21 protein-coding genes, 1 pseudogene and 1 riboswitch are annotated in these 26,126 nt (G+C 65.8%); of the genes and pseudogenes, 12 read left to right on the top strand and 10 right to left on the bottom strand.

The features are described from left to right. Positions 1 to 97: 97 nt before the first annotated feature. Both JHW40_RS05485 and JHW40_RS05490 read left to right on the top strand, forming a co-directional pair. Positions 98 to 523, top strand: a complete 426-nt coding sequence (locus JHW40_RS05485; RefSeq protein ID WP_170851809.1) for an META domain-containing protein — start codon at positions 98 to 100, stop codon at positions 521 to 523. A gap of 3 nt (positions 524 to 526) precedes the next feature. After that, positions 527 to 1,252, top strand: coding sequence for a rhomboid family intramembrane serine protease (locus tag JHW40_RS05490; protein WP_090612050.1), 726 nt, complete (start codon positions 527 to 529; stop codon positions 1,250 to 1,252). Between the two features lie 45 nt (positions 1,253 to 1,297). Here JHW40_RS05490 and mnmC2 read toward each other — a convergent pair whose 3' ends face one another. After that, a complete protein-coding gene (mnmC2, locus tag JHW40_RS05495) occupies positions 1,298 to 1,984 on the bottom strand; it encodes a tRNA (5-methylaminomethyl-2-thiouridine)(34)-methyltransferase MnmC2 (protein ID WP_090612109.1) in 687 nt (228 codons plus the stop codon). On the opposite strand from mnmC2, the gene JHW40_RS05500 reads away from it, so the two are divergent. Next, on the top strand, positions 1,975 to 3,042 hold the full coding sequence (locus JHW40_RS05500; protein ID WP_090612048.1) for an NAD(P)/FAD-dependent oxidoreductase: 1,068 nt from the start codon (positions 1,975 to 1,977) through the stop codon (positions 3,040 to 3,042). The two genes, mnmC2 and JHW40_RS05500, sit on opposite strands and share 10 nt — an antisense overlap. Before the next feature lie 9 nt (positions 3,043 to 3,051). Here JHW40_RS05500 and JHW40_RS05505 read toward each other — a convergent pair whose 3' ends face one another. Beyond that, entirely contained in the window at positions 3,052 to 3,225 is a 174-nt protein-coding gene (locus JHW40_RS05505) for a hypothetical protein (protein ID WP_170851808.1), read from the bottom strand. A gap of 206 nt (positions 3,226 to 3,431) precedes the next feature. Between JHW40_RS05505 and JHW40_RS05510 the strand changes: the two genes are divergently transcribed. Then, the gene (locus JHW40_RS05510; protein ID WP_170851807.1) at positions 3,432 to 4,529 is read left to right on the top strand and encodes a PA0069 family radical SAM protein; all 1,098 of its coding nucleotides are present in this window, start codon (positions 3,432 to 3,434) and stop codon (positions 4,527 to 4,529) included. A gap of 6 nt (positions 4,530 to 4,535) precedes the next feature. Here JHW40_RS05510 and JHW40_RS05515 read toward each other — a convergent pair whose 3' ends face one another. The 5 genes from JHW40_RS05515 to JHW40_RS05535 all read right to left on the bottom strand — a co-directional run bounded on the left by JHW40_RS05515 (position 4,536) and on the right by JHW40_RS05535 (position 12,436). Next, positions 4,536 to 5,693: a CAP domain-containing protein gene (locus JHW40_RS05515; protein ID WP_090612045.1), complete on the bottom strand. Its 1,158-nt coding sequence runs from the start codon at positions 5,691 to 5,693 to the stop codon at positions 4,536 to 4,538. A gap of 113 nt (positions 5,694 to 5,806) precedes the next feature. Further along, positions 5,807 to 9,145, bottom strand: a complete 3,339-nt coding sequence (gene carB / locus JHW40_RS05520) for a carbamoyl-phosphate synthase large subunit (RefSeq protein WP_090612043.1) — start codon at positions 9,143 to 9,145, stop codon at positions 5,807 to 5,809. A 105-nt stretch (positions 9,146 to 9,250) separates the two neighbouring features. Continuing rightward, a complete protein-coding gene (gene thiQ, locus JHW40_RS05525; protein WP_090612040.1) occupies positions 9,251 to 9,943 on the bottom strand; it encodes a thiamine ABC transporter ATP-binding protein in 693 nt (230 codons plus the stop codon). Next, positions 9,936 to 11,480, bottom strand: a complete 1,545-nt coding sequence (locus JHW40_RS05530) for an ABC transporter permease subunit (protein WP_090612038.1) — start codon at positions 11,478 to 11,480, stop codon at positions 9,936 to 9,938. Before JHW40_RS05530 ends, thiQ begins: the two co-directional genes overlap by 8 nt. Continuing rightward, complete coding sequence (locus JHW40_RS05535) at positions 11,456 to 12,436, bottom strand: thiamine ABC transporter substrate-binding protein (protein ID WP_090612104.1); 981 nt, start codon at positions 12,434 to 12,436, stop codon at positions 11,456 to 11,458. The genes JHW40_RS05530 and JHW40_RS05535 overlap by 25 nt, the downstream gene beginning before the upstream one ends. Positions 12,437 to 12,469: 33 nt before the next feature. Continuing rightward, positions 12,470 to 12,571, bottom strand: a riboswitch (TPP riboswitch). Positions 12,572 to 12,640: 69 nt separating this feature from the next. Here JHW40_RS05535 and mutS point away from each other — a divergent pair. The 8 genes from mutS (at position 12,641) to phoB (ending at position 22,466) form a co-directional block, all read left to right on the top strand. Next, entirely contained in the window at positions 12,641 to 15,277 is a 2,637-nt protein-coding gene (mutS, locus tag JHW40_RS05540) for a DNA mismatch repair protein MutS (RefSeq protein WP_090612033.1), read from the top strand. Then, positions 15,274 to 16,383 carry a chorismate synthase gene (gene aroC, locus JHW40_RS05545; RefSeq protein WP_090612031.1) on the top strand — a complete coding sequence of 370 codons (1,110 nt, stop codon included), beginning with the start codon at positions 15,274 to 15,276 and terminating at the stop codon, positions 16,381 to 16,383. Before mutS ends, aroC begins: the two co-directional genes overlap by 4 nt. 131 nt (positions 16,384 to 16,514) lie before the next feature. Beyond that, the gene (locus JHW40_RS05550; protein ID WP_090612028.1) at positions 16,515 to 17,540 is read left to right on the top strand and encodes a substrate-binding domain-containing protein; all 1,026 of its coding nucleotides are present in this window, start codon (positions 16,515 to 16,517) and stop codon (positions 17,538 to 17,540) included. Positions 17,541 to 17,621: 81 nt separating this feature from the next. Next, positions 17,622 to 18,824, top strand: coding sequence for a phosphate ABC transporter permease subunit PstC (gene pstC / locus JHW40_RS05555; protein WP_090612025.1), 1,203 nt, complete (start codon positions 17,622 to 17,624; stop codon positions 18,822 to 18,824). Then, complete coding sequence (gene pstA, locus JHW40_RS05560; protein ID WP_090612023.1) at positions 18,821 to 20,203, top strand: phosphate ABC transporter permease PstA; 1,383 nt, start codon at positions 18,821 to 18,823, stop codon at positions 20,201 to 20,203. Before pstC ends, pstA begins: the two co-directional genes overlap by 4 nt. A 20-nt stretch (positions 20,204 to 20,223) precedes the next feature. Further along, positions 20,224 to 21,021: a phosphate ABC transporter ATP-binding protein PstB gene (gene pstB, locus JHW40_RS05565; protein ID WP_090612022.1), complete on the top strand. Its 798-nt coding sequence runs from the start codon at positions 20,224 to 20,226 to the stop codon at positions 21,019 to 21,021. A 22-nt stretch (positions 21,022 to 21,043) separates the two neighbouring features. After that, on the top strand, positions 21,044 to 21,769 hold the full coding sequence (gene phoU, locus JHW40_RS05570; RefSeq protein ID WP_090612019.1) for a phosphate signaling complex protein PhoU: 726 nt from the start codon (positions 21,044 to 21,046) through the stop codon (positions 21,767 to 21,769). Between the two features lie 4 nt (positions 21,770 to 21,773). Further along, entirely contained in the window at positions 21,774 to 22,466 is a 693-nt protein-coding gene (gene phoB / locus JHW40_RS05575; protein ID WP_090612017.1) for a phosphate regulon transcriptional regulator PhoB, read from the top strand. Here phoB and JHW40_RS05580 read toward each other — a convergent pair. The 3 genes and pseudogenes from JHW40_RS05580 to petB form a co-directional block, all read right to left on the bottom strand. Further along, positions 22,451 to 23,344 carry a ribokinase gene (locus tag JHW40_RS05580; protein ID WP_090612014.1) on the bottom strand — a complete coding sequence of 298 codons (894 nt, stop codon included), beginning with the start codon at positions 23,342 to 23,344 and terminating at the stop codon, positions 22,451 to 22,453. The genes phoB and JHW40_RS05580 overlap by 16 nt on opposite strands. 129 nt (positions 23,345 to 23,473) lie before the next feature. Next, positions 23,474 to 24,202 (bottom strand): annotated as a pseudogene (locus JHW40_RS24015) (cytochrome c1); the annotation flags it as partial. A 604-nt stretch (positions 24,203 to 24,806) separates the two neighbouring features. Next, complete coding sequence (petB, locus tag JHW40_RS05590) at positions 24,807 to 26,126, bottom strand: cytochrome b (protein WP_090612010.1); 1,320 nt, start codon at positions 26,124 to 26,126, stop codon at positions 24,807 to 24,809.

Consider the following 26,126-nt stretch of genomic DNA (forward strand, 5'->3'; position numbering starts at 1 on the left):
TCCTATCTCTAGCGCGGGGAGGCGCCTGCGAACAGGGGGCTGCTTGCCAGTCCCGCGCGGCTCGGCCATGATCCGGGCGCAAACCAAAGGATCACCGATGCGTAACGCCCTGCTGGCCAGTGCCGCCATTTTCGCCCTGTCCGCCTGCCTGTCCGGCAGCGACGATTCCGGCACCGATCCGCTGCCGCCCGGCAGCAACTTTGCCGTTCTGGCCATCGACGGCGAAGCCGCCCCCGACGGTACCACATTCGAGTTGGGCCCGGATGACGCCATCGCCGGGCAGGCGCCCTGCAACCGTTTCATGGCGCAACTGAGCCGCACGGATGCGGGGATATCGATCAGTCCCGGCGCCTCGACCCGGATGGCCTGTCTGGACGAGGCGCGATCAGAGGCCGAGACCCGCTTTCTGGCCGCGCTGCCCGAGATCACCGCAGCCAGCCCCGGACCCGAGGCCGGGCAGGTCGCGCTGACCGATACGGATGGTGCCACGCGGTTGCTGCTGGGGCCGCTGGCTGCCGAATAACCGATGTTCCCGATCCGCGATCACAACCCCTCGCATCGGGTGCCTTATGTCACCTATGCGCTGATCGCGGTGAATGTGGGTATGTATCTGCTGACGCTTCCGGTGTCCGAGGGGGCGGACCAGTTGTGGGTCAGCCTGGCGCTTTATCCGCTGGCGGTGGTTCATGGCGATGCCCTGTCCGGGCTGCTGACGCATATGTTCCTGCATGGCGGATTCATGCATCTGGCCGGGAACATGCTGTTTCTGTGGATCTTCGGCGACAATCTGGAAGAGAGGATGGGTCACGGCGGTTATCTGGCCTTCTATCTGGCCTGCGGTCTGGCCGCAGCCGCCGCGCAGATCGCGGCAGAGCCGTTCTCGTCCATTCCGATGGTCGGGGCGTCGGGGGCGATTGCCGGGGTGATGGGCGGCTATCTGCTGCTGTTCCCGCGAGCGCGGGTCGATATCCTGCTGATCCTGATCGTTTTCTTCAAGGTGTTCACGGTGCCGGCATGGCTGATGCTGGGACTGTGGTTCACCTTTCAGCTGCTGGGCGGCTTTACCGTAGCGGGCGGAGAGGGCGGCGTTGCCTATTGGGCCCATGCGGGGGGATTCATCGCCGGGCTGGTGCTGGTCGCGCCGCTGTTCCTGCGTCTTGGCGGGCCGCGTTTCTGGCAGGTGACCCACGGCGTGCCGCCCCATCCCGAGGCGCGCTACAGCGCCAGCCGCATTCCCCGCATCCGCCGCTGACGGCAGGGGGGGTGCGCTGATCCCGACCCCATCGAGAGGCCGGTATCAGCGGCGGGCTTCGCCCGCGATGCGCCCCACGCTCATATGTCGCTTGGTGCCGAAGCCGGGGCGGCGCTGGACCGAGAAGCCTGCCTGTTCCAGCGCCCTGCGCACATGGCCGGCGGCGGTATAGGTCGCGAATGTCCCGCCCGGCGCGGTATGTTCACCGACTGCCGCCATCACCGGCCCGGACCACATTTCGGGGTTCCTGGCCGGGGAAAACCCGTCCAGAAACCACGCATCTGCGCGGCCCGGCCAGTCCGGCAGGGTCTGGCGCACATCGCCCGCGATCACGGTCAGTTCCACCTGCCCGATGCGGATCACCGGCTGGCCCCAGCCCGCGCGCAACCCCGCCGCCAGATCACCCAGTTCGGGAAAGGCGGCATGGGCGCGGGCCATCTGGTCGCGATCCATCGGAAAGGCCTCGAAACTGGTCATGCGGACCGGCACCTGCGCGATCTGCGCCAGCGCCAGACAGTTCAGCCCGGTGCCGAAACCCAGCTCTGCGATGTGAAAGCCGGGATGCAGCCGGTCCGGCAGATCGTTGCCGGCCAGAAACACATGCCGCGTCTCGGCCAGCCCGCCCGACAGGCTGAAATAGGGATCGTCGAACCGGGTCGAGACCGGCACCCCGCCATCCCGCCATTCAAGCTGTGGCTGGCCGGGGCCGCCGCTATCGGATAATGCGCTCATGGTGGACAGCTAGGGGAAAGGGTTGCGCCTTGGCAAGCATCACCATCGTCGGCGGCGGCATTTTCGGCCTGTGCTGCGCATGGGAACTGACCCGGCGCGGCGCCACGGTGCGGGTGGTCGAGGCGCGCCATATCGGGGCGGGATCCTCGGGCGGCACCGTGGGGGCGCTGGCCCCGCATGTGCCCGACAACTGGAACGAGAAGAAGGCGTTTCAGCTGGACAGCCTGCTGATGGCGCCGGGTTTCTGGGAAGGGGTCGAGGCCGCGTCGGGCATCCCGACCGGCTATGGCCGCCACGGGCGGTTGCAGCCGGTGCCGGATATGGCAACGGCGGACAAGCTGGCAGAGCGGATCGCGGCGGCGGGGCAGCAATGGCCCGCCGGGATCGGGATGCGGCTGATCCGGGACGCCGGGGCGGTGCTGCTGCCGCAGTCGCCAACCGGGCTGTGGCTGCATGACGATCTGACCGCGCGGATCGCACCGCGCGCGGCGCTGGCCTCTGTGACCGCTGCGCTGCGGGTCAGGGGGGTGCCGATCGATTTGGGCCAGCCCGCCGGGCAACCTGACGGGACCGTCATCTGGGCCACGGGGGCCGAAGGGCTGGCCGATCTGTCCGCCGATCTGGGCCGCAAGATCGGGCAGGGGGTCAAGGGGCAGTCGGTCCTGCTGGGTTTCGACGCCCCGGGGCAGCCGCAGATCTTTGCCGACGGGCTGCATATCGTGCCGCACGCGGATGGAACGGTGGCCATCGGCTCTACCTCGGAAAACAGCTTTGAACATGCGCTGCCCGACGATCAGGCGCAGGATCTGCTGGCGCGTGCCCATGCCATTTGCCCGGCACTGGCTGACGCGCCGGTGCTGGATATCTGGGCGGGCATCCGTCCGCGCGCGCAGTCGCGGGCGCCGCTGCTGGGGGCGTGGCCGGGGCGTCCGGGGCATTATGTCGCGAATGGCGGCTTCAAGATCGGCTTCGGCATGGCACCCGGGATCGCCCATGTCATGGCCGATCTGGTCCTGACCGGCAGCGCCGACATGCCGGACGGTTTTCGCCTGACCTGAACGGCGGCGTCAGCTTTCGGAATCGTGGTGGTTGCGCACCGACATATGCACCAGCGCCGCACCGGCCAGCGCCAGAAGCGCCAGCATGATCTCGGGCATCCCGATGGCGAAGGACAGCCAAAGGGTCAGCGCGGCGGCAAGGATGACCGCCATGAGCAGCAGCAGGAAATGCGGCAGGGGCATGATTTTGGTTCTCCTTCCTTTCAATATGAGCAGCCGCAGCCCGAAAGAAAAGCACTCTGAGGGAAAGAAAGCAGAATTGTGCCGTGTTTTGGGCGGATTTGACGCGGCGGCATCCGGTTTGGCGGCGAACCCGGTCGGATATTCAGCGCGATGGCTTGCCCGACCGGGTGGGTTGACGTCGCGAATCACTGGCAAATGTTCTGGTAATGTTCTATCGTGGAGCCATGTTGCCGCCACGCGATCCAGATGAACGGCTGAAGGCCCGGGGGGCCGACACACGGCCTTCGGGCCGGTTCGAGGCGCAGGACCGTATCCGCGAATCCGATGGCTGGGACATGCCCGAAGAACAGGCCCTGCTGCGGACCGAGGTGGTTCAGGAACGCCCGCGTTCGATCATCACCCGCAACAACTCTCCGGATATTGCGTTTGACCGCTCGATCAATCCCTATCGGGGGTGCGAACATGGCTGCATCTATTGCTATGCCCGGCCCAGCCATGCCTATCTGGGCCTGTCCCCGGGGCTGGATTTCGAGACCCGGATCACCGCCAAGACCGGCGCGGCCGAACTGTTGCAGCAGGAAATCGGGCGCCGGTCCTATCGGGTGGCGCCGATCGCATTGGGCACGAATACCGATCCCTATCAGCCCATCGAGGCGCGGTTGCAGATCATGCCCGGCATCCTGCGCGTGCTGCGCGACTGGAATCACCCGGTGACGCTGGTAACGCGCGGCCATACGGTGCTGCGCGATCTGGACCTGTGGGCGGAACTGGCGGCCAAGGATCAGGCGGCGGTGGGGGTCAGCGTGACCACGCTGGATGCCGCGCTGGCAAGGGCGATGGAGCCGCGCGCGCCTGCGCCCCTGACAAGGCTGAAGATGATCGCGGCGCTGTCCCAGGCCGGGGTGCCGGTCCGGGTGATGGTGGCGCCGGTCATTCCGGTGCTGACGGAAGCCGAGATCGAGACCATTCTGGGTGCCGCCCGCAAGGCCGGGGCCAGCCATGCCAGCTATATCCCGCTGCGTCTGCCGCATGAGGTCGCGCCGCTGTTTCGCGACTGGTTGCAACGACACCGCCCCGGCATGGCGCAGCATGTGATGAACAGGTTGCAGGCCATGCGCGGCGGGCGCGACAACGATCCCCGCTATGGCCACCGCTTTCGCGGCGAGGGGATCGAGGCGCAGTTGCTGCGCCAGCGTTTCCGGCTGGCGCGGCGCAGGCTGGGCTATGGCGAGGGTTCGCCGCCGCTGGATTGCAGCCGCTTTGGCCCGCCCGCCCGCAAGGGCGATCAGCTTTGCCTGTTCTGACGGGTCTCAGAAGGTGAAGATATCGTCGGCGATATCCTGAACCGTCAGCCGTTCGCCCACAAAGACGATGCGGTTGCCGTCCAGCAGGTCGATCACCACGCCATTCGCCGTCTCGCGGATGTTATCCTCGACAAGCTGGGTGACATTGCCCTGAAACGCGCGTTCGGCGATCAGGATCCGGTCCGTGCCGGGCTGGAAGTCGGTCACCCGGTCGATGCCGGAATTGCGCTGGAAAACAAAGGTGTCGGCACCGGCGCCCCCGGTCAGCGTGTCGTTCCCGGCACCTCCGATCAGCGTATCGGCACCGGCCCCGCCGAACAGCCGGTCATGTCCGGCATTGCCGTGCAGCCAGTCATTGCCCGCGCCGCCGCGCAGCGTATCAGCGCCCGCGCCGCCCGCCAGCCAGTCATGCCCGGCATCGCCTTGCAGCAGGTCGTTTCCGGCCCCGCCGCGCAGCGTATCATTGCCCGCGCCCCCTGCGATCCAGTCATGTCCGCCGCCGCCATCGACGACGTTGTCGCGCCCGCCCAGCCGGATATCGTCGGCCCGGGCGCTGCCCTGAACCGGCGCCGATCCTGCCTGACTGGTGATGGTCAGGCCCCTGTCGCCATAGGTCGAGACCCATTCGCCACGCGCCGGTTGCGCCGCCGACATAAGGCTGAAATCCATACTGTCGATGGTGATTCCCGGCGCCACATCGACGCGCACATTCCCCTGCGTAGAGGCGAAATTCTGCGTCACCATGGCCGCGTTGAAGCTTTGCCCGTCATAGCGGAAATTGCCGGTCTGCAAGCCGATGCCGATAAATTCCAGTTGCGGATTCAGGATGTTGGCGCGATGGCCCTCGCTGTTCATCAGGTTGCGGTGCAGCGCCGCCACCTCGTCCAGCAGGCTGCCATCGCGGTTGTTGCTGATAAAGGCGACGTTCTCGGCCACCATCCAGGTGCCTGACAGATCGAACCCGGCATTCTCCATACGATCCCGCGGGCTGGTGCCATTCCGGCCCGTATGCGAGAATTCGTTGTTGTTCAGCATCCAGCGCGAATGCGCATCGGAACTGCTGTTGAGATGGGTTTCAAGCTGAACCGGCGACAGCCCTTCGGCGGCGCGGGCCTGATTGACAAGATCAAGGAAATGCCGCTCTGCACGGGTGGCGATGGCCATGGGAAACTCTCCGACTGTTCACGTTGCGCGGCATCCTAGCACAGGCGCCGCGCCGATTCCCGATCAGTTTCCGACAGTTTTACCGGACGGGGCCGGCCGCGGCACGAACCCGCTTAAGCCTGCAAGGACCGGACGCCGACCTCGCCCTCTTCGCGCGACTTGATCGCCGCCACAGCCGCGATGCTGCCCGCAGCGGTGGTGAAATAGGGAATCTTATCATAAAGCGCGACCGCCCGGATGTCGCGCGAATCGGCGATCGCCTGCGCGCCTTCGGTGGTGTTCAGCACCATGGCGATATTGCCATTCTTCAACTGGTCCACGATGTTCGGGCGGCCCTCATAGACCTTGTTGACCCGTTCCGTCTGAACCCCGGCAGCCGACAGGAAATCGGCGGTGCCGCTGGTGGCAAGAAGGGTGAAGCCCATTTCGGTCAGGTCGCGCGCGGCATCGGCCATGCCCTCGGTCTTGTCGGCATCCTTGATCGAGACGAAAATCCGCCCCTCGGTCGGCAGATGCGTTCCGGCGCCCAGTTGCGCCTTGAGGAAGGCGCGGGCAAAGTTGCGGTCCCAGCCCATCACCTCGCCGGTCGAGCGCATTTCCGGGCCAAGCAGCGTATCGACGCCGGGGAAGCGGGCGAAGGGCAGCACGGCCTCCTTGACCGAGAACCACGGCGTGATCGGATCGGCCAGCGTCAGCGGATCGGCAAAGGGCAGGTCATCCTCGGGGCCGGCATCGGCGGGATAGGGGTCGCGTGTGGGAAAGTTCGACATCGGCTCGCCTGCCATCAGCCGCGCGGCGATGGACGCAATCGCGCTGTCGGTGGCCTTGGCGACGAAGGGCACAGTGCGGGATGCGCGCGGGTTCACCTCCAGCACATAGATATCCTCGCCTTTCAGCGCGAATTGCACGTTCATCAGCCCGACCACCTTCAGCGCGCGGGCCATCTCGACCGTCTGGCGCTTCAGTTCCTCGATGGTGGCGGCGTCCAGCGTATGCGGCGGCAGCGAGCAGGCGGAATCGCCGGAATGGACGCCCGCTTCCTCGATATGTTCCATGATGCCCGCGACATGGACGTTCTCGCCATCCGACAGCGCGTCCACATCGACCTCGATGGCGCCCGACAGATAGCTGTCCAGCAGCACCGGGTTCTTGCCGGAAACGCTGACCGCCTCGGTGATATAGCGTTTCAGATGGTCCATGTCGCGCACGATCTCCATCGCGCGGCCGCCCAGGACATAGGACGGGCGGATCACCAGCGGAAAGCCGATGCGTTCGGCGATTTCAATGGCCTGCGCGTCGGAATGGGCGATGCCGTTGATCGGTTGCTTCAGCTCCAGATCGTGCAGAAGCTGCTGGAACCGCTCGCGGTCCTCGGCCAGGTCGATGGCGTCGGGGGTGGTGCCCAGAATCGGGATGCCCTCTTCCTCCAGCGCATTGGCCAGTTTCAGCGGCGTCTGGCCGCCGAATTGCACGATGACGCCGTGCAGGGTGCCGTTTTCCTGCTCGACCCGCAGGATCTCCAGCACATGTTCCAGCGTCAGAGGCTCGAAATACAGCCGGTCGCTGGTGTCGTAATCGGTCGAAACCGTTTCCGGGTTGCAGTTGACCATGATGGTCTCATAGCCCGCGTCGGTCAGTGCGAAACAGGCGTGACAGCAGCAATAGTCGAACTCGATCCCCTGACCGATCCGGTTCGGGCCGCCGCCAAGGATGACGACCTTCTTGGCATCCGTGGGGCGTGATTCGCATTCCACATCGCCCATCGCCGGGGCCTCATAGGTGGAATACATATAGGGGGTCTGGGCCTCGAATTCGGCGGCACAGGTGTCGATGCGCTTGAAGACGGGCTTGATGTCCAGCGCGCGGCGCGCGCGGCGGATATCGGATTCACTGCCATTGGTCAGGATCGCAAGGCGGGCATCGGTAAAGCCCATCATCTTCAGCGCGCGCAGCCCTTCGGGGTCACTCGGCAGGCCCTGATCGCGGATGCGGGCCTCGACCTCGACGATCTCGCGCAGGCGGGCAAGGAACCACGGGTCGAAATGGGTGATGCGCTGGATTTCGTCGTCGCTCAGCCCAAGGCGCATGGCCTGCGCGATCACGCGCAGCCGGTCGGGCGTGGCGCGCGACAGTGCCGCGACGATGGCGGGCCTGCCCTGTTCGGCGGCGCCCTCGATGGCTATCTCATCCAGCCCGGTCAGGCCGTTTTCCATCGAAGTCAGCGCCTTTTGCAGCGATTCGTGGAAGCTGCGGCCGATTGCCATCACTTCGCCCACCGATTTCATCGCGGTGGTCAGTTCGGGCTTCGATCCGGGGAATTTCTCGAAGGCAAAGCGCGGGATCTTGGTGACGACATAGTCGATGGACGGCTCGAAACTGGCGGGTGTCACGCGGGTGATGTCGTTGTCCAGCTCGTCCAGCGTATAGCCGACGGCCAGTTTCGCGGCGATCTTGGCAATCGGGAAGCCGGTCGCCTTCGAGGCCAGCGCGGAAGAGCGGCTGACGCGCGGGTTCATCTCGATCACGACCATGCGGCCATCGGCAGGGTTCACCGCCCATTGCACGTTCGAGCCGCCGGTTTCCACGCCGATTTCGCGCAGCACGGCGATAGAGCCGTTGCGCATCATCTGATATTCGCGGTCGGTCAGGGTCAACGCCGGGGCGACGGTGATCGAATCGCCGGTATGGACGCCCATCGGGTCGATATTCTCGATGGCGCAGACGATGATGGCATTGTCGTTGCGATCCCGCACGACCTCCATCTCGAACTCTTTCCAGCCCAGCAGCGATTCGTCGATCAGCACCTGCGCCATGGGCGAGGCATCGAGGCCCGAGCGCACGATACGTTCGTAATCGTCGCGGTTATAGGCGACGCCGCCGCCGGTGCCGCCAAGGGTGAAGGCGGGGCGGATGATGGCGGGCAGGCCGATCTCTTCCAGTGCCTCCATCGCCTGCGCGACGCCTGCGGAAATGTCGTATTTGCCGCTTGCGGCCTTGGGCGCGGCGATGATCGTGGCCTTGGGGTTTTCCAGCCCGATCCTGTCCATCGCCTCGCGGAACAGCTTGCGGTCCTCGGCCATCTCGATGGCGGCGCGTTGCGCGCCGATCAGCTCGACCCCGTAACGGGCCAGCGCGCCATTGTCGGCCAGCGCCAGCGCGGTGTTCAGCCCGGTCTGCCCGCCCATCGTCGGCAGCAGCGCGTCGGGACGTTCCTTGGCGATGATCTTTTCGACGATTTCGGGGGTGATCGGCTCGATATAGGTGGCGTCGGCCATTTCCGGGTCGGTCATGATCGTCGCCGGGTTCGAGTTCACGAGGATGACCCGATACCCCTCTTCGCGCAGCGCCTTGCAGGCCTGAGCGCCGGAATAGTCGAATTCGCACGCCTGCCCGATGACGATGGGCCCCGCGCCGATGATCAGGATCGATTTGATATCGGTTCTTTTGGGCATGATACGGTCCTTGGGGGCTGGCGGCAGGTAAATCGTCCGGGGTTATAGCCATGCGCGGCTGGCGCGCAAGGTGGCACGGGGGTCTTTTGGCCGTGTTTCTTGCGCTCAGCCCAGATAGGCGCGCAGACCGGGCGGCGGATTGTCCAGCAGCGGGCCGGTCGGCTGCGGCGGATGGGCGCGGCCATCCTCGATCACGATGGTCAGGGGCGCAAAGCGGCGCGCATCGGCGGGATCGTGGCTGACCATCAGCACGGTGGCATCGGTTTCGCCCGCGATCCGGGCCAGCAGGTCCAGCATCTCGGATTTCAGCGCCGGACCCAGCGCGGCGAAGGGTTCGTCCAGCAGCAGGATCGGCCGCGCCCGCAGCAGCACCCGCGCCAGCGCGACTCGGCTTTGCTGACCGCCCGACAGGCTGGCGGGCTTGCGATCCTCCATCCCCTCCAGCCCGACCTCGGCCAGAACCTGCGACACGCGCGTCCGTTGCCCGTGATTCAGGCGCAGATCGGGGCGCAGTCCCAGCCCGACATTCTGCGCCGCCGTCAGATGCGGAAACAGGTTCTGGTCCTGAAACAGCACCGAGACCGGGCGCTGACCCGGCAGGGCGGCGGTGATGTCCTGCCCCTGCCACCGCACCTGCCCCCGGTCGGGCGCCAGAAAGCCCGCGATCAGCGACAGCAGCGTCGATTTGCCCGAGCCCGAGGCCCCGATGATGGCCACCCGGCTGCCCGCATCTATCGACAGATCGGCGTGCAGGTGGAAATTGCCCAGGGTGACGGACAGGTTTTTCAGCTCAAGCAAGGCGGCCTCCGCGGTCGAACAGCCAGAACAGCGCGAAACTGATCGCCATCAGCAGCACCGCGCAGGCCGAGGCATCGGCCATGCGATAGGAGTTCATCAACTGATACATCTTCAGCGGCAGGGTCGGCTGATCGGTGGCGAACAGCGTGATTACGCCCAGATCGCCCATCGCCAGCGCCGCTGCCAGCCCGGCGGCAAAGCCAAGCGGACGCGCCAGCCGGGGCAGCACCAGCAGCCGCAGCCGCCCCAGCCCGCGCAGGTCCAGAGAATCGGCCAGCCTGCCGTAATCGCTATGCAGTTCCCGGGCCGCCGGGATCAGCGCGCGCAACCCGAAGGGCAGCGCCATGATCGCATTGATCGCCACCGTCAGCGGCAGGGCCAGCGCCTGTGGCGATATCGTGCCGCGCAGCAGGATGAACAGCCCCGTTCCCAGCACCAGCGGCGAGGCGACCAGCGGCAACATCCCCGCCGCCTCGATCCAGCGGGCGGGATGGCGCGCCAGCGTCAGCGCCAGAGCCAGCGACAGCACCACCGCCAGCAGGGCCGAGATCAGCGCCATCACCACCGACCGCGCGGCGGCGTCCCAGACCTCGGGCGGCAGGGCGGGGATGCGGGGCAGGCCGCGCAGGGTGACGGCAAGGATCGGCCACAGCAGGAACCCGGTGGCCAGCGCGATGGCCAGCGTATCGGCCCCCCTCCGCCAGCCGCCCGGCCCGCGCAGCCGGTGGGGGGCGTCCAGCCCCGCGCCGAAGGCCGCCGGGATCGCGATCCGTCGCGCCAGCACCATCGCCGCCACGCAAAGCGCGATCTGCACCAGCCCCAGCATCGCCGCCCGGCCCAGATCGAAGTCAAAGCGGAACGCCTGATAGATCGCCAGCTCGACCGTGGTGGCGCGCGGCCCGCCTCCCAAAGCCAGCGCGACGGCGAAACTGGTCAGGCAGACCAGAAACACCGCCAGCCAGACACCGGGCAGCACCGAACGCAGCATCGGGCGTTCCAGATGCCGGGCAATGTCGCGGGGGCCGAAGCCCAGGCTTTCGGCCAGCCGGAACCGTTCCGCCGGGATCGCCTGCCAGCCTTGCAGGATCAGCCGCACCGACAGCGGCAGGTTGAAGAACACATGCGCAAGGATCACCCCCTGCCAGCCATAGATGCTGACCTCGGGCAGCCCGAACCCGCGCAGCCCCTCGTTCAGCACGCCGTTGCGGCCAAAGACCGAGATCAGCCCCATCACCGCCACGATCACCGGCAGGATGAATGGCGCGCCCAGCAGCGTCACCAGCGCCATCCGCCCGCGAAAGCGCCGCCGGGCCAAAGCCCGCGCCACCGGGATCGCCAGCACCGCCGACAGGCTGGCGGATACCGTCGCCTGCCAGATGGTGAACCAGACCGCCCGCCAGTCCCACGGCCCCAGCGCCGACAGCCCGCGCGCCTGCCATGCCACCGCCGCCAGCGTGCCGAGGATCAGCGCCGCCAGCGCGGCCGCGACCCATGCGCCCGGCTGCGGGCGCGTTATCGCGAGAACGCCCGCAGCCATTCGTCCAGCGCCGGCTGACGCAGCGCCTCGGCCTCGTCCTCGGTGTAAAGCAGGGTCGTCTCGGCGCGCGGCAGATCGCGCAGCACCTGCGGCCAGTCAGCCTCGGGCAGTCTCGCGGGCAGCGACCAGTTGGCCAGCGGGACGGTGGACTGGAAATCCGGCGTCAGCACCCAGTCCATGAAGGCCTGCGCCAGTTCCGGCTGATCGGTCGTGGCGATCTGCGCGGCCAGTTCGGTCAGGAAGTAATGACCTTCGGGGAAAATGGCGGCCTTCTTGGTCAGGTCGTCCTCTTCGGCGATGTGATAGGCGGGCGAGGTGGTATAGGACAGGACCATATCCGCCTCTCCTTCCGTGAACATGCCATAGGATTCCGACCAGCCGCGCGTCACCGTCAGGATCTTCGGCGCCAGCTTTGCCCATGCGTCGGGCGTGTCGTCGCCGTAAACCCCCTTGACCCACAACAGCAGCGCCAGCCCGGAAATCGAGGCGCGGGGGTCCTGAATGACGATCTTCAGGTCGTCGGGCGCGTCCAGCAATTCGGCGAAGCTGGCGGGCGGGTTTTCCAGCCGGGTCTCGTCATAGATGAAGGCGGTCTCGCTCCAGTTATAGGGCAGGAAGATCTCGTCGCTCCATTCGACGGGCAGCGACATGTCGGATGTGTCCTGCCCATGCGGCGCGAACAGGCCGGATTCGCGGGCGCGGGCGGTCAGGTCGGGGGTCAGGCCGAAGACGATATCGGCCTTGGTTCCCTCGCCCTCCATCAGGATGCGGGGCAGGATGTCGCCGGTCACAAAGCGCAATTCGCATTCGCAGAAGGCCTCGAACCCTTCCTTGATCTTCGGGCCGGGACCCCATTCGCTGGCGACGTAATCACCGGCATAGACGGTCAGCACCGGACGATCCTGTGCGGCGGCGGGGGTGGCGGCCAGAAGGGCCAGTAACAGGTATTTCTTCATCGCGGCCTCACTTTCATTCAGGTTTTCGAAAGAAAGGACCAAGGCCACCTTCCCTCCGCCGGGGTCAGCCGGATCAGGTTCGACGGGTCCGCGTCATGCGTCTCAGCCCGAAACAGGGCACCCCGAGGTCAGGAATGAATGTAGTGGTTTCACAGTCCGGTGCAAGCGGCTAGAAACACGCCAGACCACAGCCGAAGGACCGACATGAGCGATCAGCCCACCCCGATGATGGCGCAGTATCTGGCAATCCGGGATGCCAATCCCGGCGCGCTGCTGTTCTATCGCATGGGCGATTTCTACGAGATGTTCTTTGACGACGCGGTGGCGGCGGCGGCGGCGCTGGATATCGCGCTGACGAAACGCGGCACCCATCAGGGCCAGCCGATCCCGATGTGCGGGGTGCCGGTCCATGCCGCCGAATCCTATCTGCTGACGCTGATCCGCAAGGGCTTCCGCGTCGCCATCGCCGAGCAGATGGAAGACCCGGCCGAGGCGAAGAAGCGCGGCAGTAAATCGGTCGTGGCGCGCGACGTGGTGCGGCTGGTCACGCCCGGCACCCTGACCGAGGAATCGCTGCTGGAGGCGCGGCGGCACAATTATCTGGCGGCGTTTTCGCAGGTGCGCGACGAGGGCGCGCTGGCATGGGTGGATATCTCGACCGGCGCCTTTCAGGTGATGGACTGCCCGCAGGTGCGGCTGGCCCCGGAACTGGCGCGCCTGGCGCCGCGCGAGTTGCTGGCCGTCGATGGCTCGGGTCTGGACGATCTGGCGGCGGATGCAGGCGCGGCGCTGACCGATCTTCATGCCGGTGCCTTTGACAGTGGGGCGGGGGCGCGGCGGTTATGTGCGCTTTATGGCGTGGAAACGCTGGACGGTTTCGGCAGCTTTACCCGCGCGGAACTGTCGGCGATGGGGGCCATCGTCGATTATCTGGACATGACGCAGAAGGGCAAATTGCCGTTGCTGCGTCCGCCCGGCCGCGAACGCGCAGGCGGCGCGATGCAGATCGACGCGGCCACACGGCGCAATCTGGAACTGACGCAGGCGCTGTCGGGGGGGCGCGATGGCTCGCTGTTGGCGGCCATCGACCGGACGGTGACGGCCCCGGGCGCGCGGCTGCTGGAGCGTCGCATCAGCGCGCCAAGCCGCGATCTGGCGCTGATCCATGCGCGCCACGATGCGGTGGCGATGCTGGTCGATGATCCGCGCCTGTCGGCCGATCTGCGCGATGCGTTGGCCCGCGTGCCGGATATGGACCGGGCGCTGTCGCGGCTGGCGCTGGAACGCGGCGGGCCGCGCGATCTGGCCGCAATCCGCGCCGGGCTGACGCAAGGCGCGGCGATTGCTGCGCGGCTGCCTGACGACGCCGCCCCCGTGCTGCGGGACGCGGCGCGCGATCTTGTCGGCCATGACGCGCTGACCCGTCTGCTGGACGACGCGCTGGTGGCCGAGCCGCCCCTGCTGGCCCGCGATGGCGGTTTCGTGGCCTCTGATTACGATGCGGATCTGGACCAGACCCGGCGGCTGCGCGACGAAGGGCGCGGCGTCATTGCCGGGATGCAGGCCGATTATGCCGCGCTGGCCGGGGTGCAAAGCCTGAAAATCAAGCATAACAACGTGCTGGGCTATTTCATCGAAACGACCACCACCCATGCCGAGCGGATGATGGCCCCGCCCTTGTCCGAGACCTTCATTCACCGCCAGACCACCGCCAACCAGATCCGTTTCACAACGGTTGAACTGTCCGAGCTGGAAACCCGCATCCTCAACGCCCGCGACCGCGCGCTGGAGATCGAGCGCGGCATTTTCGACCGCCTCCGCGCGGCCATTCTGGACCAGTCCGCGCAGATCGGGCAGGCGGCGCGGGCGCTGGCCGAGATCGACCTTGCCAGTGCCTTTGCCGATATCGCCACGGGCGAGGGCTGGACCCGGCCCCGCGTCGATGACAGCCGCGCTTTTGCGATCACAGGCGGGCGGCATCCGGTTGTGGAACGCGCGCTGCGGCGCAAGGCGCAGGCCTTCGTGGCCAATGACTGCGATCTGACGGCGGGCGAGACTCCGGCGATCTGGCTGCTGACCGGGCCGAACATGGCCGGGAAATCGACCTTTCTGCGCCAGAACGCGCTGATCGCGGTGCTGGCGCAGGCGGGGGCCTTCGTGCCCGCGCGGTCGGCCCATATCGGCATGGTCAGCCAGTTGTTCAGCCGCGTGGGCGCCGCCGATGATCTGGCGCGGGGCCGGTCCACCTTCATGGTCGAGATGGTGGAAACCGCCGCGATCCTCAATCAGGCCGACGACCGCGCGCTGGTGATTCTGGACGAGATCGGGCGCGGCACCGCGACATGGGACGGGCTGTCCATCGCCTGGGCGGTGATGGAGCATCTGCACGAAATCAACCGCTGCCGCGCCCTGTTCGCCACCCATTACCACGAAATGACCGCCCTGACCGCGCGTCTGGATGGGGTGGAAAACGCCACCGTCACCGTGCGCGAATGGGAAGGCGAGGTGATCTTTCTGCACGAGGTGCGCAAGGGCGCGGCGGATCGGTCCTATGGCGTGCAGGTGGCGCGGCTGGCGGGGTTGCCCGGCAGCGTTGTGGACCGCGCGCGCGAGGTGCTGGACGCGCTGGAATCGGGCGAGCGTGAGGGTGCCGCCCGGCCCGCCGCGCTGATCGACGATCTGCCGCTGTTCCGCGCCGCCGCCCCGGCCCCGGCGCCGGTCCGGGCCGTGGACAGCCCTCTGGACGCGCGGATGAAAGATGTGCATCCCGATGCCATGACCCCGCGCGAGGCGCTGGATCTGATCTATGAATTGAAAGCCCTGACCGGAGAGAAGGCATGAGCTATAACACTTTCGGCCGCGAATTCCGGTTCACCACATGGGGCGAAAGCCATGGCCCCGCGCTTGGCGTCACTGTCGATGGCACCCCGCCGGGCGTGGCGCTGGACGAGGGTTATATCCAGCAATTCCTCGACCTGCGCCGCCCCGGCACCTCCAAGCACACCACGCAAAGGCGCGAAGCCGATCAGGTGCGCATCCTGTCGGGCATCTTCGAGGGCCGCACCACCGGCACGCCGATCCAGCTGATGATCGAGAACACCGATCAGCGGTCCAGGGATTACGGCGATATCGCCACCAGTTTCCGCCCCGGCCATGCCGATATCGCCTATCACCTGAAATACGGGATCCGGGATTATCGCGGCGGCGGACGCTCCAGCGCGCGGGAAACGGCGGCGCGGGTCGCGGCGGGGGGCGTGGCGCAGGCCGTGCTGCGTCATCTGCTGCCCGATCTGGCGGTAACCGGATATATGGTGCAGATGGGCGCGCTGCATCTGGAGCGCGCGCGCTTTGACGCCAGCGCCATTCCCGACAACCCGTTCTTTCTGCCCGACGCGACGGCGGTGCAGGAATGGTCCGATTATCTGGACGCGATCCGCAAGGATCAGAACAGCGTCGGCGCGGCCATCGAGGTGCTGATTCAGGGCTGCCCGCCCGGTCTTGGCGCGCCGGTCTATGCGAAGCTGGACACCGATCTGGCCGCCGCGATGATGTCGATCAACGCCGTCAAAGGCGTCGAGATCGGCGAGGGCATGGGGGCCGCCGCCCTGACCGGCACCGACAACGCCGATGAGATCCGCATGGGTAATGACGGGCCGCGATTCCTGTCGAATCATGCCGGCGGCATCCTTGGCGGGATCAGCACGGGTCAGGACATCGCAGTGCGGTTTTCAGTCAAGCCGACCAGTTCGATCACCACGCCGCGCCGCACGATCAACCAGCAGGGGCAGGAGATCGAGCTGATCACCAAGGGCCGCCACGACCCCTGCGTGGGGATTCGCGCGGTGCCTGTGGCCGAGGCCATGGCGGCCTGCGTGATTCTGGATCATCTGCTGATGGACCGCGCCCAGACCGGCGGATTGCGCGGCGTGATCGGCCCGGATTCCTGAGGCTTTGGGTGGATTCACCGCCGACCGGCTGCATTGTCGCATAATCGTCATATAAGTTTTGCATAAGCTTCATGCGTGGTGACTAGGTCACGGACATGCCCGCTTGGGCCATGTTGATTCAGGAGTGATCCATGAAAACCGCGAAATTCACCGTATCGGCGCTGGCCATCGTGGCGGCCTCGGCTGTTGCCGCTCAGGCCCGCGATCAGGTTCAGGTTGCCGGTTCGTCCACCGTGCTGCCCTATTCCACCATCGTCGCCGAAGTCTTCGGCGAAAACACCGACTTCCCGACCCCGGTCATCGAATCCGGCGGAACGGGTGCCGGTCTGCAGAAATTCTGCGAAGGTGTCGGCGAAAACACCATCGACATCGCCAATGCCAGCCGCCCGATCCGCGAAGGCGAACTCGAGACCTGCCGCGCCAATGGCGTCGAAGAGGTCATGGAAGTCCGCATCGGCTATGACGGGATCGTCTTTGCCAGCTCCAGCAATGGTCCGGAATTCGCCTTCACCCCGGCCGACTGGTTCAACGCCCTGTCCGCCAAGGTCGTCGTGGACGGTGCCATCGTGGACAACACCGCCGCGAACTGGAGCGAAGTGAACGCCGATCTGCCGGATCAGGAAATCCTGGCCTTCGTGCCCGGCACCAAGCACGGCACCCGCGAAGTCTTCGAGGAAAAGGTCGTCCTTGCGGGCTGCGAGGAATCGGGCGCGCTGGAAGTGTTCACCGCCGAACTGGGTGAAGACGAAGCCGAAGCCGCCTGCATGAACCTGCGCACCGATGGCCGTTCGGTCGATATCGACGGCGACTATACCGAGACCCTGTCGCGTATCGACAGCTCTCCCAACGGGATCGGCGTCTTCGGTCTGGCTTTCTATGAGAACAACACCGACAAGTTGCAGGTCGGCACCATCTCGGGCGTCACGCCTTCGACCGAGAGCATCGCCTCGGGCGAATATCCGGTGTCGCGCCCGCTGTTCTTCTATGTGAAGAAAGACCATCTGGCTGAAATCGAGGGCCTGAAGGAATTCGTCGAATTCTTCGTGTCGGACGATCTGGCAGGCCCCGATGGCCCGCTGGCCCAATACGGTCTGGTGTCGGATCCCGAACTGGCCTCGGTTCAGGAAGCCGTCGCCAGCGAAACCACCATGCAATAATCCACATCAGGCGGGGCGGCAGGAATACTGGCCGCCCCGCCGCGTTTCTTCATCAGTCGCCACAACGCAAGGAAGGCACTTATGCCGCTGTCCTGGGCCTTGTTCGCCAGTATCGCGCTGGCCATAGCCGGATATATCATCGGACGCAGCCGCGCCTATGCCGCGGCGGGCGATGTGCGCGCTCTGCACAGCCGTCCGATCTATCACGGCGCCAGCGTCGCGCTGACCACCTTACTGCTGCCGCTGGCCGTTCTGGCCATCGCCACCCTGCTGCGCGTCGCCGGCGTGATTGGCGACAGTTCCGGGCCGATCGTGGGCGTGGTCGCCCTGGCCGCCGGGGTTGCCGGGCTGGGCTGGGCGATGTCGCGTATCGGGCAGGGCTTTCAGGCGCGCAACGTGGTCGAGCGGATCATCCTTGGTCTGCTGATCCTGTGTTCGACCATCGCCATCGTCACCACCGCCGCCATCGTGCTGTCGCTGCTGTTCGAGACCGGGCATTTCTTCCAGATCTATGACTGGAAGACCTTCTTCTTCGGTTCGGAATGGACGCCGCGTTTTCAGGGCAACTCGCAGCTGGGTGTCCTGCCACTGCTGTGGGGCACGCTGTACGTCTCATTCATCGCGCTGCTGGTCGCGGTGCCGATCGGTCTGTTCGCCGCCATCTACATGTCGGAATATGCCAGCCGCCGCGTGCGCAGCATCGCCAAGCCCGCGATCGAGGTGCTGGCCGGTATCCCGACCATCGTCTACGGGTTGTTCGCGCTGATCGTCGTCGGCCCGATGCTGCGCGACTGGTTCGCCCAGCCGCTGGGTCTGGGCAATTCGGCGTCGTCGGTGCTGACCGCCGGGCTGGTCATGGGCATCATGCTGATCCCCTTCGTCAGTTCTCTGTCGGACGACATCATCAACGCGGTGCCGCAAAGCCTGCGCGACGGTGCGCTTGGCCTTGGTTCCACCCCGTCCGAGACGATCCGTCAGGTGGTGATCCCCGCCGCCCTGCCCGGCATCGTCGGCGCGGTGCTGCTGGCCGCCAGCCGCGCCATCGGTGAAACCATGATCGTGGTGCTGGGCGCGGGTGCCGCCGCCCGGATGAGCCTGAACCCTTTCGAGGCGATGACCACCATCACCGTCAAGATCGTCAGCCAGCTGACCGGCGACAACGACTTCAACTCGCCCGAAACGCTGGTCGCCTTCGCGCTGGGTCTGACCCTGTTCACCATCACCCTGGCCCTGAATGTCGTCGCGCTCTACATCGTGCGCAAATATCGCGAGCAGTATGAATGACCGATATTTCCATGCCCCAGTCGGGTGACACGCCCGCACGCAAGAAGACCGCGCTGATCGCGGTCGATGAGCGCACCCGCCGCCGCAATGCCGCCGAAAAGCGTTTCCGCCTGTATGGCGCCAGTGCCATCGGGATTGCGATGCTGGCGCTGGTGGTGCTGCTGTCCACCATCATCCGCGACGGTTCCGGCGCTTTCCGCCAGACCTATCTGGCGATCCCGGTCACGCTCAGCGCCGATATCGTCGATCCCAATGGCAACCGCGATCCGGCCGAGATGGCGAAGGTGCTGACGCTTGGCTATGGCCGCATCCTCGATGCCGCCGTCGAGGATGCCGTCGAGCGCGAGAATATCCGGATCGAGGGCCTGACCGAGGCCGAGATCAAGGGCCTCGTGTCCCGCGATGCCTCGGCGCAGGTCCGCAACCGGGTGCTGGCCGATCCCGAACTGGTCGGGCAGACGGTCGATTTCGACGTGCTGGCCAACGGCCGGGTGGATGGCTATTTCAAGGGCCGCGTCACGCTGGCCAGCGCCGAGCGGGTCAGCAACACCTCGCCCCAGCAGCTGATGCTGGCGGATGAGCTGCGCGACCGCGGGCTGATGGTCACCCGGTTCAACTGGAACTTCCTGACCAATCCCGACGCCTCGGACCAGCGGCCCGAAGCCGCGGGTGTGGGGGTGGCGATCCTTGGTTCGCTGTACATGATGCTGGTGGTGCTGTTCCTTGCGGTGCCGATCGGCGTCGCGGCCAGTATTTATCTTGAGGAATTCGCGCCCAAGAACCGCTGGACCGACGTGATCGAGGTGAATATCTCGAACCTTGCCGCCGTGCCGTCCATCGTCTTCGGCATCCTTGGTCTGGCCGCCTTCATCAACTTTGCCGGGCTGCCGCAATCGGCCTCAATCGTCGGGGGTCTGGTGCTGACGCTGATGACGCTGCCGACGATCATCATCTCGACCCGCGCGGCGCTGAAGGCGGTGCCGCCCTCGATCCGCGATGCGGCGCTGGGGGTGGGGGCGTCCAGGATGCAGTCGGTGTTCCACCACGTCCTGCCGCTGGCCCTGCCGGGCATCCTGACCGGCACGATCATCGGTCTGGCGCAGGCGTTGGGCGAAACCGCGCCGCTGCTGCTGATCGGCATGGTGGCCTTCGTGCGCAACTATCCCGGCGCGCCCTGGCCGCTGGAGGGTGTGGGCAGTCTGGGCGGGCTGGGCGATCCGGCCTCGGCCCTGCCGGTGCAGGTCTATAACTGGACGCAGCGGTCGGACCCGGCTTTCGTCGAACGTGCCTCGGGGGCGATCATCGTCCTGTTGTTCTTCCTGCTGTGCATGAACGTGCTGGCCATCTATCTGCGCCGCAAGTTCGAGCGCCGTTGGTAATCCGGCCCAAGGAGGCCAATATGTACGATATGAATCGAGTGGAGAGCGCCGTGACCCAGAACGACATCAAGATCTCGGCACGCAACGTCCAGGTTTATTATGGCGACAAGCACGCGCTGAAGGATGTTGATGTCGATATCCTCGACAAGACCGTGACCGCCTTCATCGGGCCTTCGGGTTGCGGCAAATCGACCTTCCTGCGCTGCATCAACCGGATGAACGACACCATTCCCATCGCCCGCGTCGAAGGCGAGATCCGGCTGGATGGCGAGGATGTCTATGACCGCCGCGTCGATCCGGTGCAGCTGCGCGCCAAGGTCGGCATGGTGTTCCAGAAGCCGAACCCGTTCCCGAAGTCGATCTATGACAACGTGTCCTATGGCCCGCGCATCCACGGTCTGGCCCGCAGCCGGGCCGAACTGGACGAGATCGTCGAAAAGGCGCTGCGTGGCGCGGCGCTGTGGAACGAGGTCAAGGACCGCCTGCAAGAACCCGGCACCGGCCTGTCGGGCGGCCAGCAACAGCGCCTGTGCATCGCCCGCGCCGTCGCCACCAGCCCCGAAGTGCTGCTGATGGACGAACCCTGTTCGGCGCTTGACCCGATCGCCACCGCGCAGGTCGAGGAACTGATCGACGACCTGCGCGAGAAATTCTCGGTGGTGATCGTGACGCACTCGATGCAGCAGGCCGCGCGCGTCAGCCAGAAAACGGCCTTTTTCCACCTGGGCAATCTGGTGGAATACGGCGAGACCGACGACATTTTCACCAAACCGCAGGACACCCGGACCGAGGCCTATATCTCGGGCCGGATCGGCTGACGGGGCAGGGAGGCAGCCTGACATGAATCGCGACAAGCATATTTCCTCGGCCTTTGACCGTGATCTGGAAACGATCCAGGCGCAGGTCGTCAAGATGGGCGGCATGGTCGAGGCCGCGATCACCGATGCGGCCAGCGCGCTGGAATCGCGCGACGAAGAACTGGCCGAAGAGGTTCGGCGCCGCGACAAGGCCATCGACCAGCTGGAGGCCCAGATCAACGAGGACGCCGCCCGGCTGATCGCCCTGCGCGCACCCACCGCGACCGATCTGCGCATGGTGCTGGCGGTGATGAAGATCGCCGCCTCGCTGGAGCGCGTGGCCGATTATGCCAAGAACATGGCCAAGCGCACGCATGTCCTGTCGCAGATGCCCGCCATCGAGGGCGCGGGTATGGCGCTGCGCCGGATGAGTCAGGCCGTGGACAAGATGTTGCAGGACGCGCTGGACAGCTATATCCGCCGCGATGCGGAACTGGCCGAGGATGTGCGCCAGCGCGATCTGGAAGTGGACCAGATGTATAATGCGCTGTTCCGCGAATTCCTGACCCACATGATGGAAGATCCGCGCAGCATCACGCCCTGCATGCATCTGCATTTCATCGCCAAGAATGTCGAGAGGATGGGCGACCATGCGACCTCGATCGCCGAACAGGTGATCTATCTGGTCACCGGCGAGATGCCGGACGAGGCTCGCCCCAAAAGCAACAGCGTGCCGGATGTGATTCCGGGCACAGGAAGTGAGGGTTGAGATAATGTCGGCACGTCAGGCCCCCTGCGTTCTGGTTGTCGAGGACGAAGGTGCTCAGCGCGAAGTCCTGCAATACAATCTTGAGGCCGAAGGTTTCGACGTGGTTGTCGCCGATAACGGCGAGGACGCCCTGCTGCTGGTGCAGGAGGAACAGCCCGACCTTCTGGTGCTGGACTGGATGCTGCCCAAGGTTTCGGGGATCGAGGTCTGCCGTCAGGTCAAGGCCGACCCCGCGACCCGCGGCATCCCGATCATCATGCTGTCGGCCCGCAGCGAGGAAACCGACCGCGTGCGCGGGCTGGAAACCGGGGCCGATGACTATGTCGTCAAGCCCTATTCCGTGGTCGAACTGATGGCACGGCTGCGCACGCAGCTGCGCCGCACCCGTCCGGCCACGATGGGCGAAAGGCTCAGCTTTCACGACATCATCCTTGATGCCGCCGAACACCGGGTTTTCCGGGCGGGCCAGCCCCTGCATCTGGGTCCGACCGAGTTCCGCCTGCTGTCCACGCTGATGGAAAAGCCCGGCCGGGTCTGGACGCGCGAGCAGTTGCTGGACCGTGTCTGGGGCCGCGACATCTATGTCGATACCCGCACCATCGACGTGCATGTCGGGCGGTTGCGCAAGGCACTGATGCAGCATGGCGGCAACAACCCGGTCCGCACCGTGCGCGGCACCGGCTATTCGCTGGGGTGATGGGGCGGGGCTTTGGCCAGAAACGCCTGAACTTCGGCCAGCAGGGGCATGGCATCGCCCGCCCCGTGGCGCGTGACCTGAATGGCCGCCGCCGCTGACGCCAGCCGCAGCGCCTGCGCCGCGTCGTCGCCGCGATCCAGCGCCGCCGCGAAATAGCCGGCAAAGCAATCCCCCGCGCCGGTCGTATCGACGGGCTGCACCGCAAAGGCCGGCTGGCGCAGGGTCTGGCCCTTGCGCAGATCGCGCAGTTCCACCCCCTGCGCGCCGCGCGTGATCAGCAATTGCTCTACCGGCAGATCACCGGGAATCGCCGCGAAAAGCTGCTGCGCCTCGCCCTCGTTCAGCGCAAGGATCGAGACATGGGGCAACACCTCTTGCAGCGCGTCCAGCTGAAACGGCGCGGCGGAATAGATCACCCGCGCCCCGGCGGCACGGCCCAGTCGTGCGGCCATGGCCTGCAGGTTGGTCTCGTTCTGGATCAGCAGCGTATCGCCCGCCCGCATCGGGGTCAGCGCGCCCTCCAGCCAGCCGGGTTCCAGCGCGCGATTCGCGCCCGCTTCGATGACGATGGCATTTTCGGCGGCGTCATCCACCATGATGATCGCATGGCCGGTCGGCGTGTCGGGCAGGATATGGATGGCGTCGGTCTCGATCCCGCTTGAGCGCAACCCTTCCAGGAGCCAGCCGGCATCCGCCCCGACCGCGCCCAGATGATGCGTCCTGGCGCCCGCCTTGGCGGCGGCCAGCGACTGATTCGCGCCCTTGCCCCCGATCCCCCGCCCATGCTGCCGGGCGGCCAGCGTTTCGCCCGGTCGGGGCAGGTTGTCCAGCCGATAGACGTGATCGATATTGATCGAGCCAAGATTCCAGACCGCCATCGCGACACCCCCTGCCGCGCCATCAGAGCCTGTGATTCGCCCCTTGTCCAGATGCTGTCCCGGTCGGGGCACCGGCCAATGAAAAACGCGCCCCGAAGGGCGCGTTTGCGATTGTTCTGGCAGTCGGGGTCAGTCCGCCTTGCGGTGTTTGCCCTTGATCGGCGCCCACAGCCGCTTGTTCGTCAGATACAGCAGCGCGCTGAGGACGATCAGGAACAGAACCGACACCAGACCGACCTGCTTGCGATCCATCATCTTCGGCTCGGCGGTCCACATCAGGAAGGCCGACACGTCCATCGAGATCTGATCCGCCGTCGCTTCAGTACCATCCTCATAGCTGACCATGTCGTCCATGACTGGGGGCGGCATGCTGATCCAGCCGCCCGGGAAGGCGGTGTTTTCGTAAAGCGTGGTGCCGGCCTGTTCCACCGTCTCGCCGGTATAGCCGGTCAGGATCGCGTGGATATATTCCGGCCCGCCGATGCCGCGCAGCAGCTGGTTGATGCCGGTACCCTGCGGTCCGTGGAAACCCGCACGCGCCTTGGCCATCAGCGACAGGTCGGGACCCATGCCCATGCCGGTGACTTCGGGGAAGTGGTCGGTGGGCAGGCGCGGACGTTCTTCTTCGGTCTCGGGGTCGATGATCGGGTTCAGGTTGGCCGCATAGGCGCGGACCTGATTCTCGGGCAGGCCGGGACCACCATCATCCGACAGCGTGCGGATCGGCACGAATTTCATGCCGTGGCAGGCCGCGCAGACCTCGGTATAGACCTGCAAGCCGCGCTGCAGCTGGAACTGGTCGTACTTGCCGAACGGACCTTCAAAGCTGAAGGACACATCCTCGACATGACCGGCGCCGTGGCTGTCACCGGCGGCATGTTCCTCGGCGGCTTCCTCGGTTGCGGGTTCGTCGGCTTCAGCCTCACCTTCAGCCTCGGTCGCTTCCTCGGCGGCATCGGCGTCTTCCGCAGGGGCCTCGGCAGCAGCAGGTGCTTCTTCCGCGGCTTCTTCTGCCGCAGCGTCGTCCCCGGTGGCCTCGTCCGCGGCGGGTTCTTCAGCTTCACCTTCCGCCTCGGATGTTTCCTCGGTGGCAGGCTCTTCGGCAGGGGCTTCCTCTGCCTCGGCGGCGTCCTCCGCAGCCGGTTCTTCGGCGGCGGGTTCCTCGGATACGTCCGCCGCGTCCTCGGTCACGGCCTCGTCGGCAGCTTCCTCGGCGGCGGGTGCTTCGGCATCAGCTCCCTCGGCAGCGGTATCATCCGCTGCATCGGTGGCCGTCTCGCCAGCACCGGTTTCGGTGTCGGCGGCAGGGGCGGTCCCGGTTTCCTCGGCGGGTTGCGCTTCGGTCGCGGGCTCTTGCCCGGCGGGCGAGATGTCCTGCGCCATCGCAAAGCCGCCGGCAGAGATCGTCAGGGCCGCAATGGCCGTGAGCGTCTTGGTCCTCAGGGTCATGTTCTGGCTCTCCTTACTCGGCAGGTTGCGCTGGCTTGTAGTGTTCGTTGAAGTCTTCCTCGATGGTCGTCGGCATCGGTTCAGGCTTTTCGAGCACGCCAAGCAGCGGCAGGATGACCAGGAAATAGGCGAACCAATAGGCCGCACCGGCCAGCGCGATATAGGGATAGATCCCTTCGGCCGGCATGGCGCCTGCCCAGGTCAGCAAGACGAAATCGACCACCAGCAGCCAGAACCACCACTTGAACTTCGGGCGGTAACGGCCCGAGCGCACGCGGCTGGTATCCAGCCAGGGCACCAGCGCCATCACGATGATCGCGCCGAACATCGCCAGCACGCCGAAGAACTTGGCGTCGATGATGCGGAAGGACAGGAAGTTGACCAGCTGCACCAGCCAGACCTCGCTGTCGAAGGCGCGCAGGATCGCGTAGAAGGGCAGGAAATACCATTCCGGCACGATATGGGCGGGCGTCGCCAGCGGGTTCGCCTCGATATAGTTGTCGGGGTGGCCCAGATAGTTCGGCATGAAGCCGACGATGGCGAAGAAGGCGACCAGAATCACGGCAAGCGCGAACAGGTCCTTGATCACGAAATAGGGCCAGAAGGGCAGAGTATCCTTCTCGGCTTCTTCCTTGCTGGTGCGGCGCACCTCGACCCCGGTGGGGTTGTTGTTGCCGGTGGTGTGGAAGGCCCAGATATGGACGATCACCAGCGCCGCGATCACGAAGGGCAGCAGATAATGCAGCGAGAAGAAGCGGTTCAGCGTGGCGTTATCGACCGCGGGTCCGCCCAGCAGCCAGGTCTGGATCGGCTCGCCGATGCCGGGGATCGCGCCGAACAGGCCGGTGATCACCGTGGCGCCCCAGAAGGACATCTGACCCCAGGGCAGCACATAGCCCATGAAGGCGGTGGCCATCATCAGCAGATAGATCAGCATGCCGACGATCCAGGTCACTTCGCGCGGCGCCTTGTAGGAACCGTAGTAAAGGCCGCGGAAGATGTGGATATAGACCGCCAGGAAGAACAGCGAGGCGCCGTTGGCGTGCAGATAGCGCAGCATATAGCCGCCGTTCACGTTGCGCATGATATGTTCGACGCTGGCGAAGGCCAGATCGACATGCGGCGTGTAATGCATTACCAGAACGATGCCGGTCACGATCTGCAGCGCAAGGCAGAAGGCCAGCACGATGCCCCAGATCCACCACCAGTTCAGGTTCTTGGGGGTGGGGATCATGATCGTGTCGTAAATCAGGCTGACCACCGGCAAACGGCGGTGGAGCCATTTTTCCAAGCCCGTCCTGGGCTCGTAATGGTCGTGTGGAATACCGGCCAT

The organism is Paracoccus alcaliphilus (assembly GCF_028553725.1).
GTDB classification, from domain to species: Bacteria; Pseudomonadota; Alphaproteobacteria; order Rhodobacterales; family Rhodobacteraceae; genus Paracoccus; species Paracoccus alcaliphilus.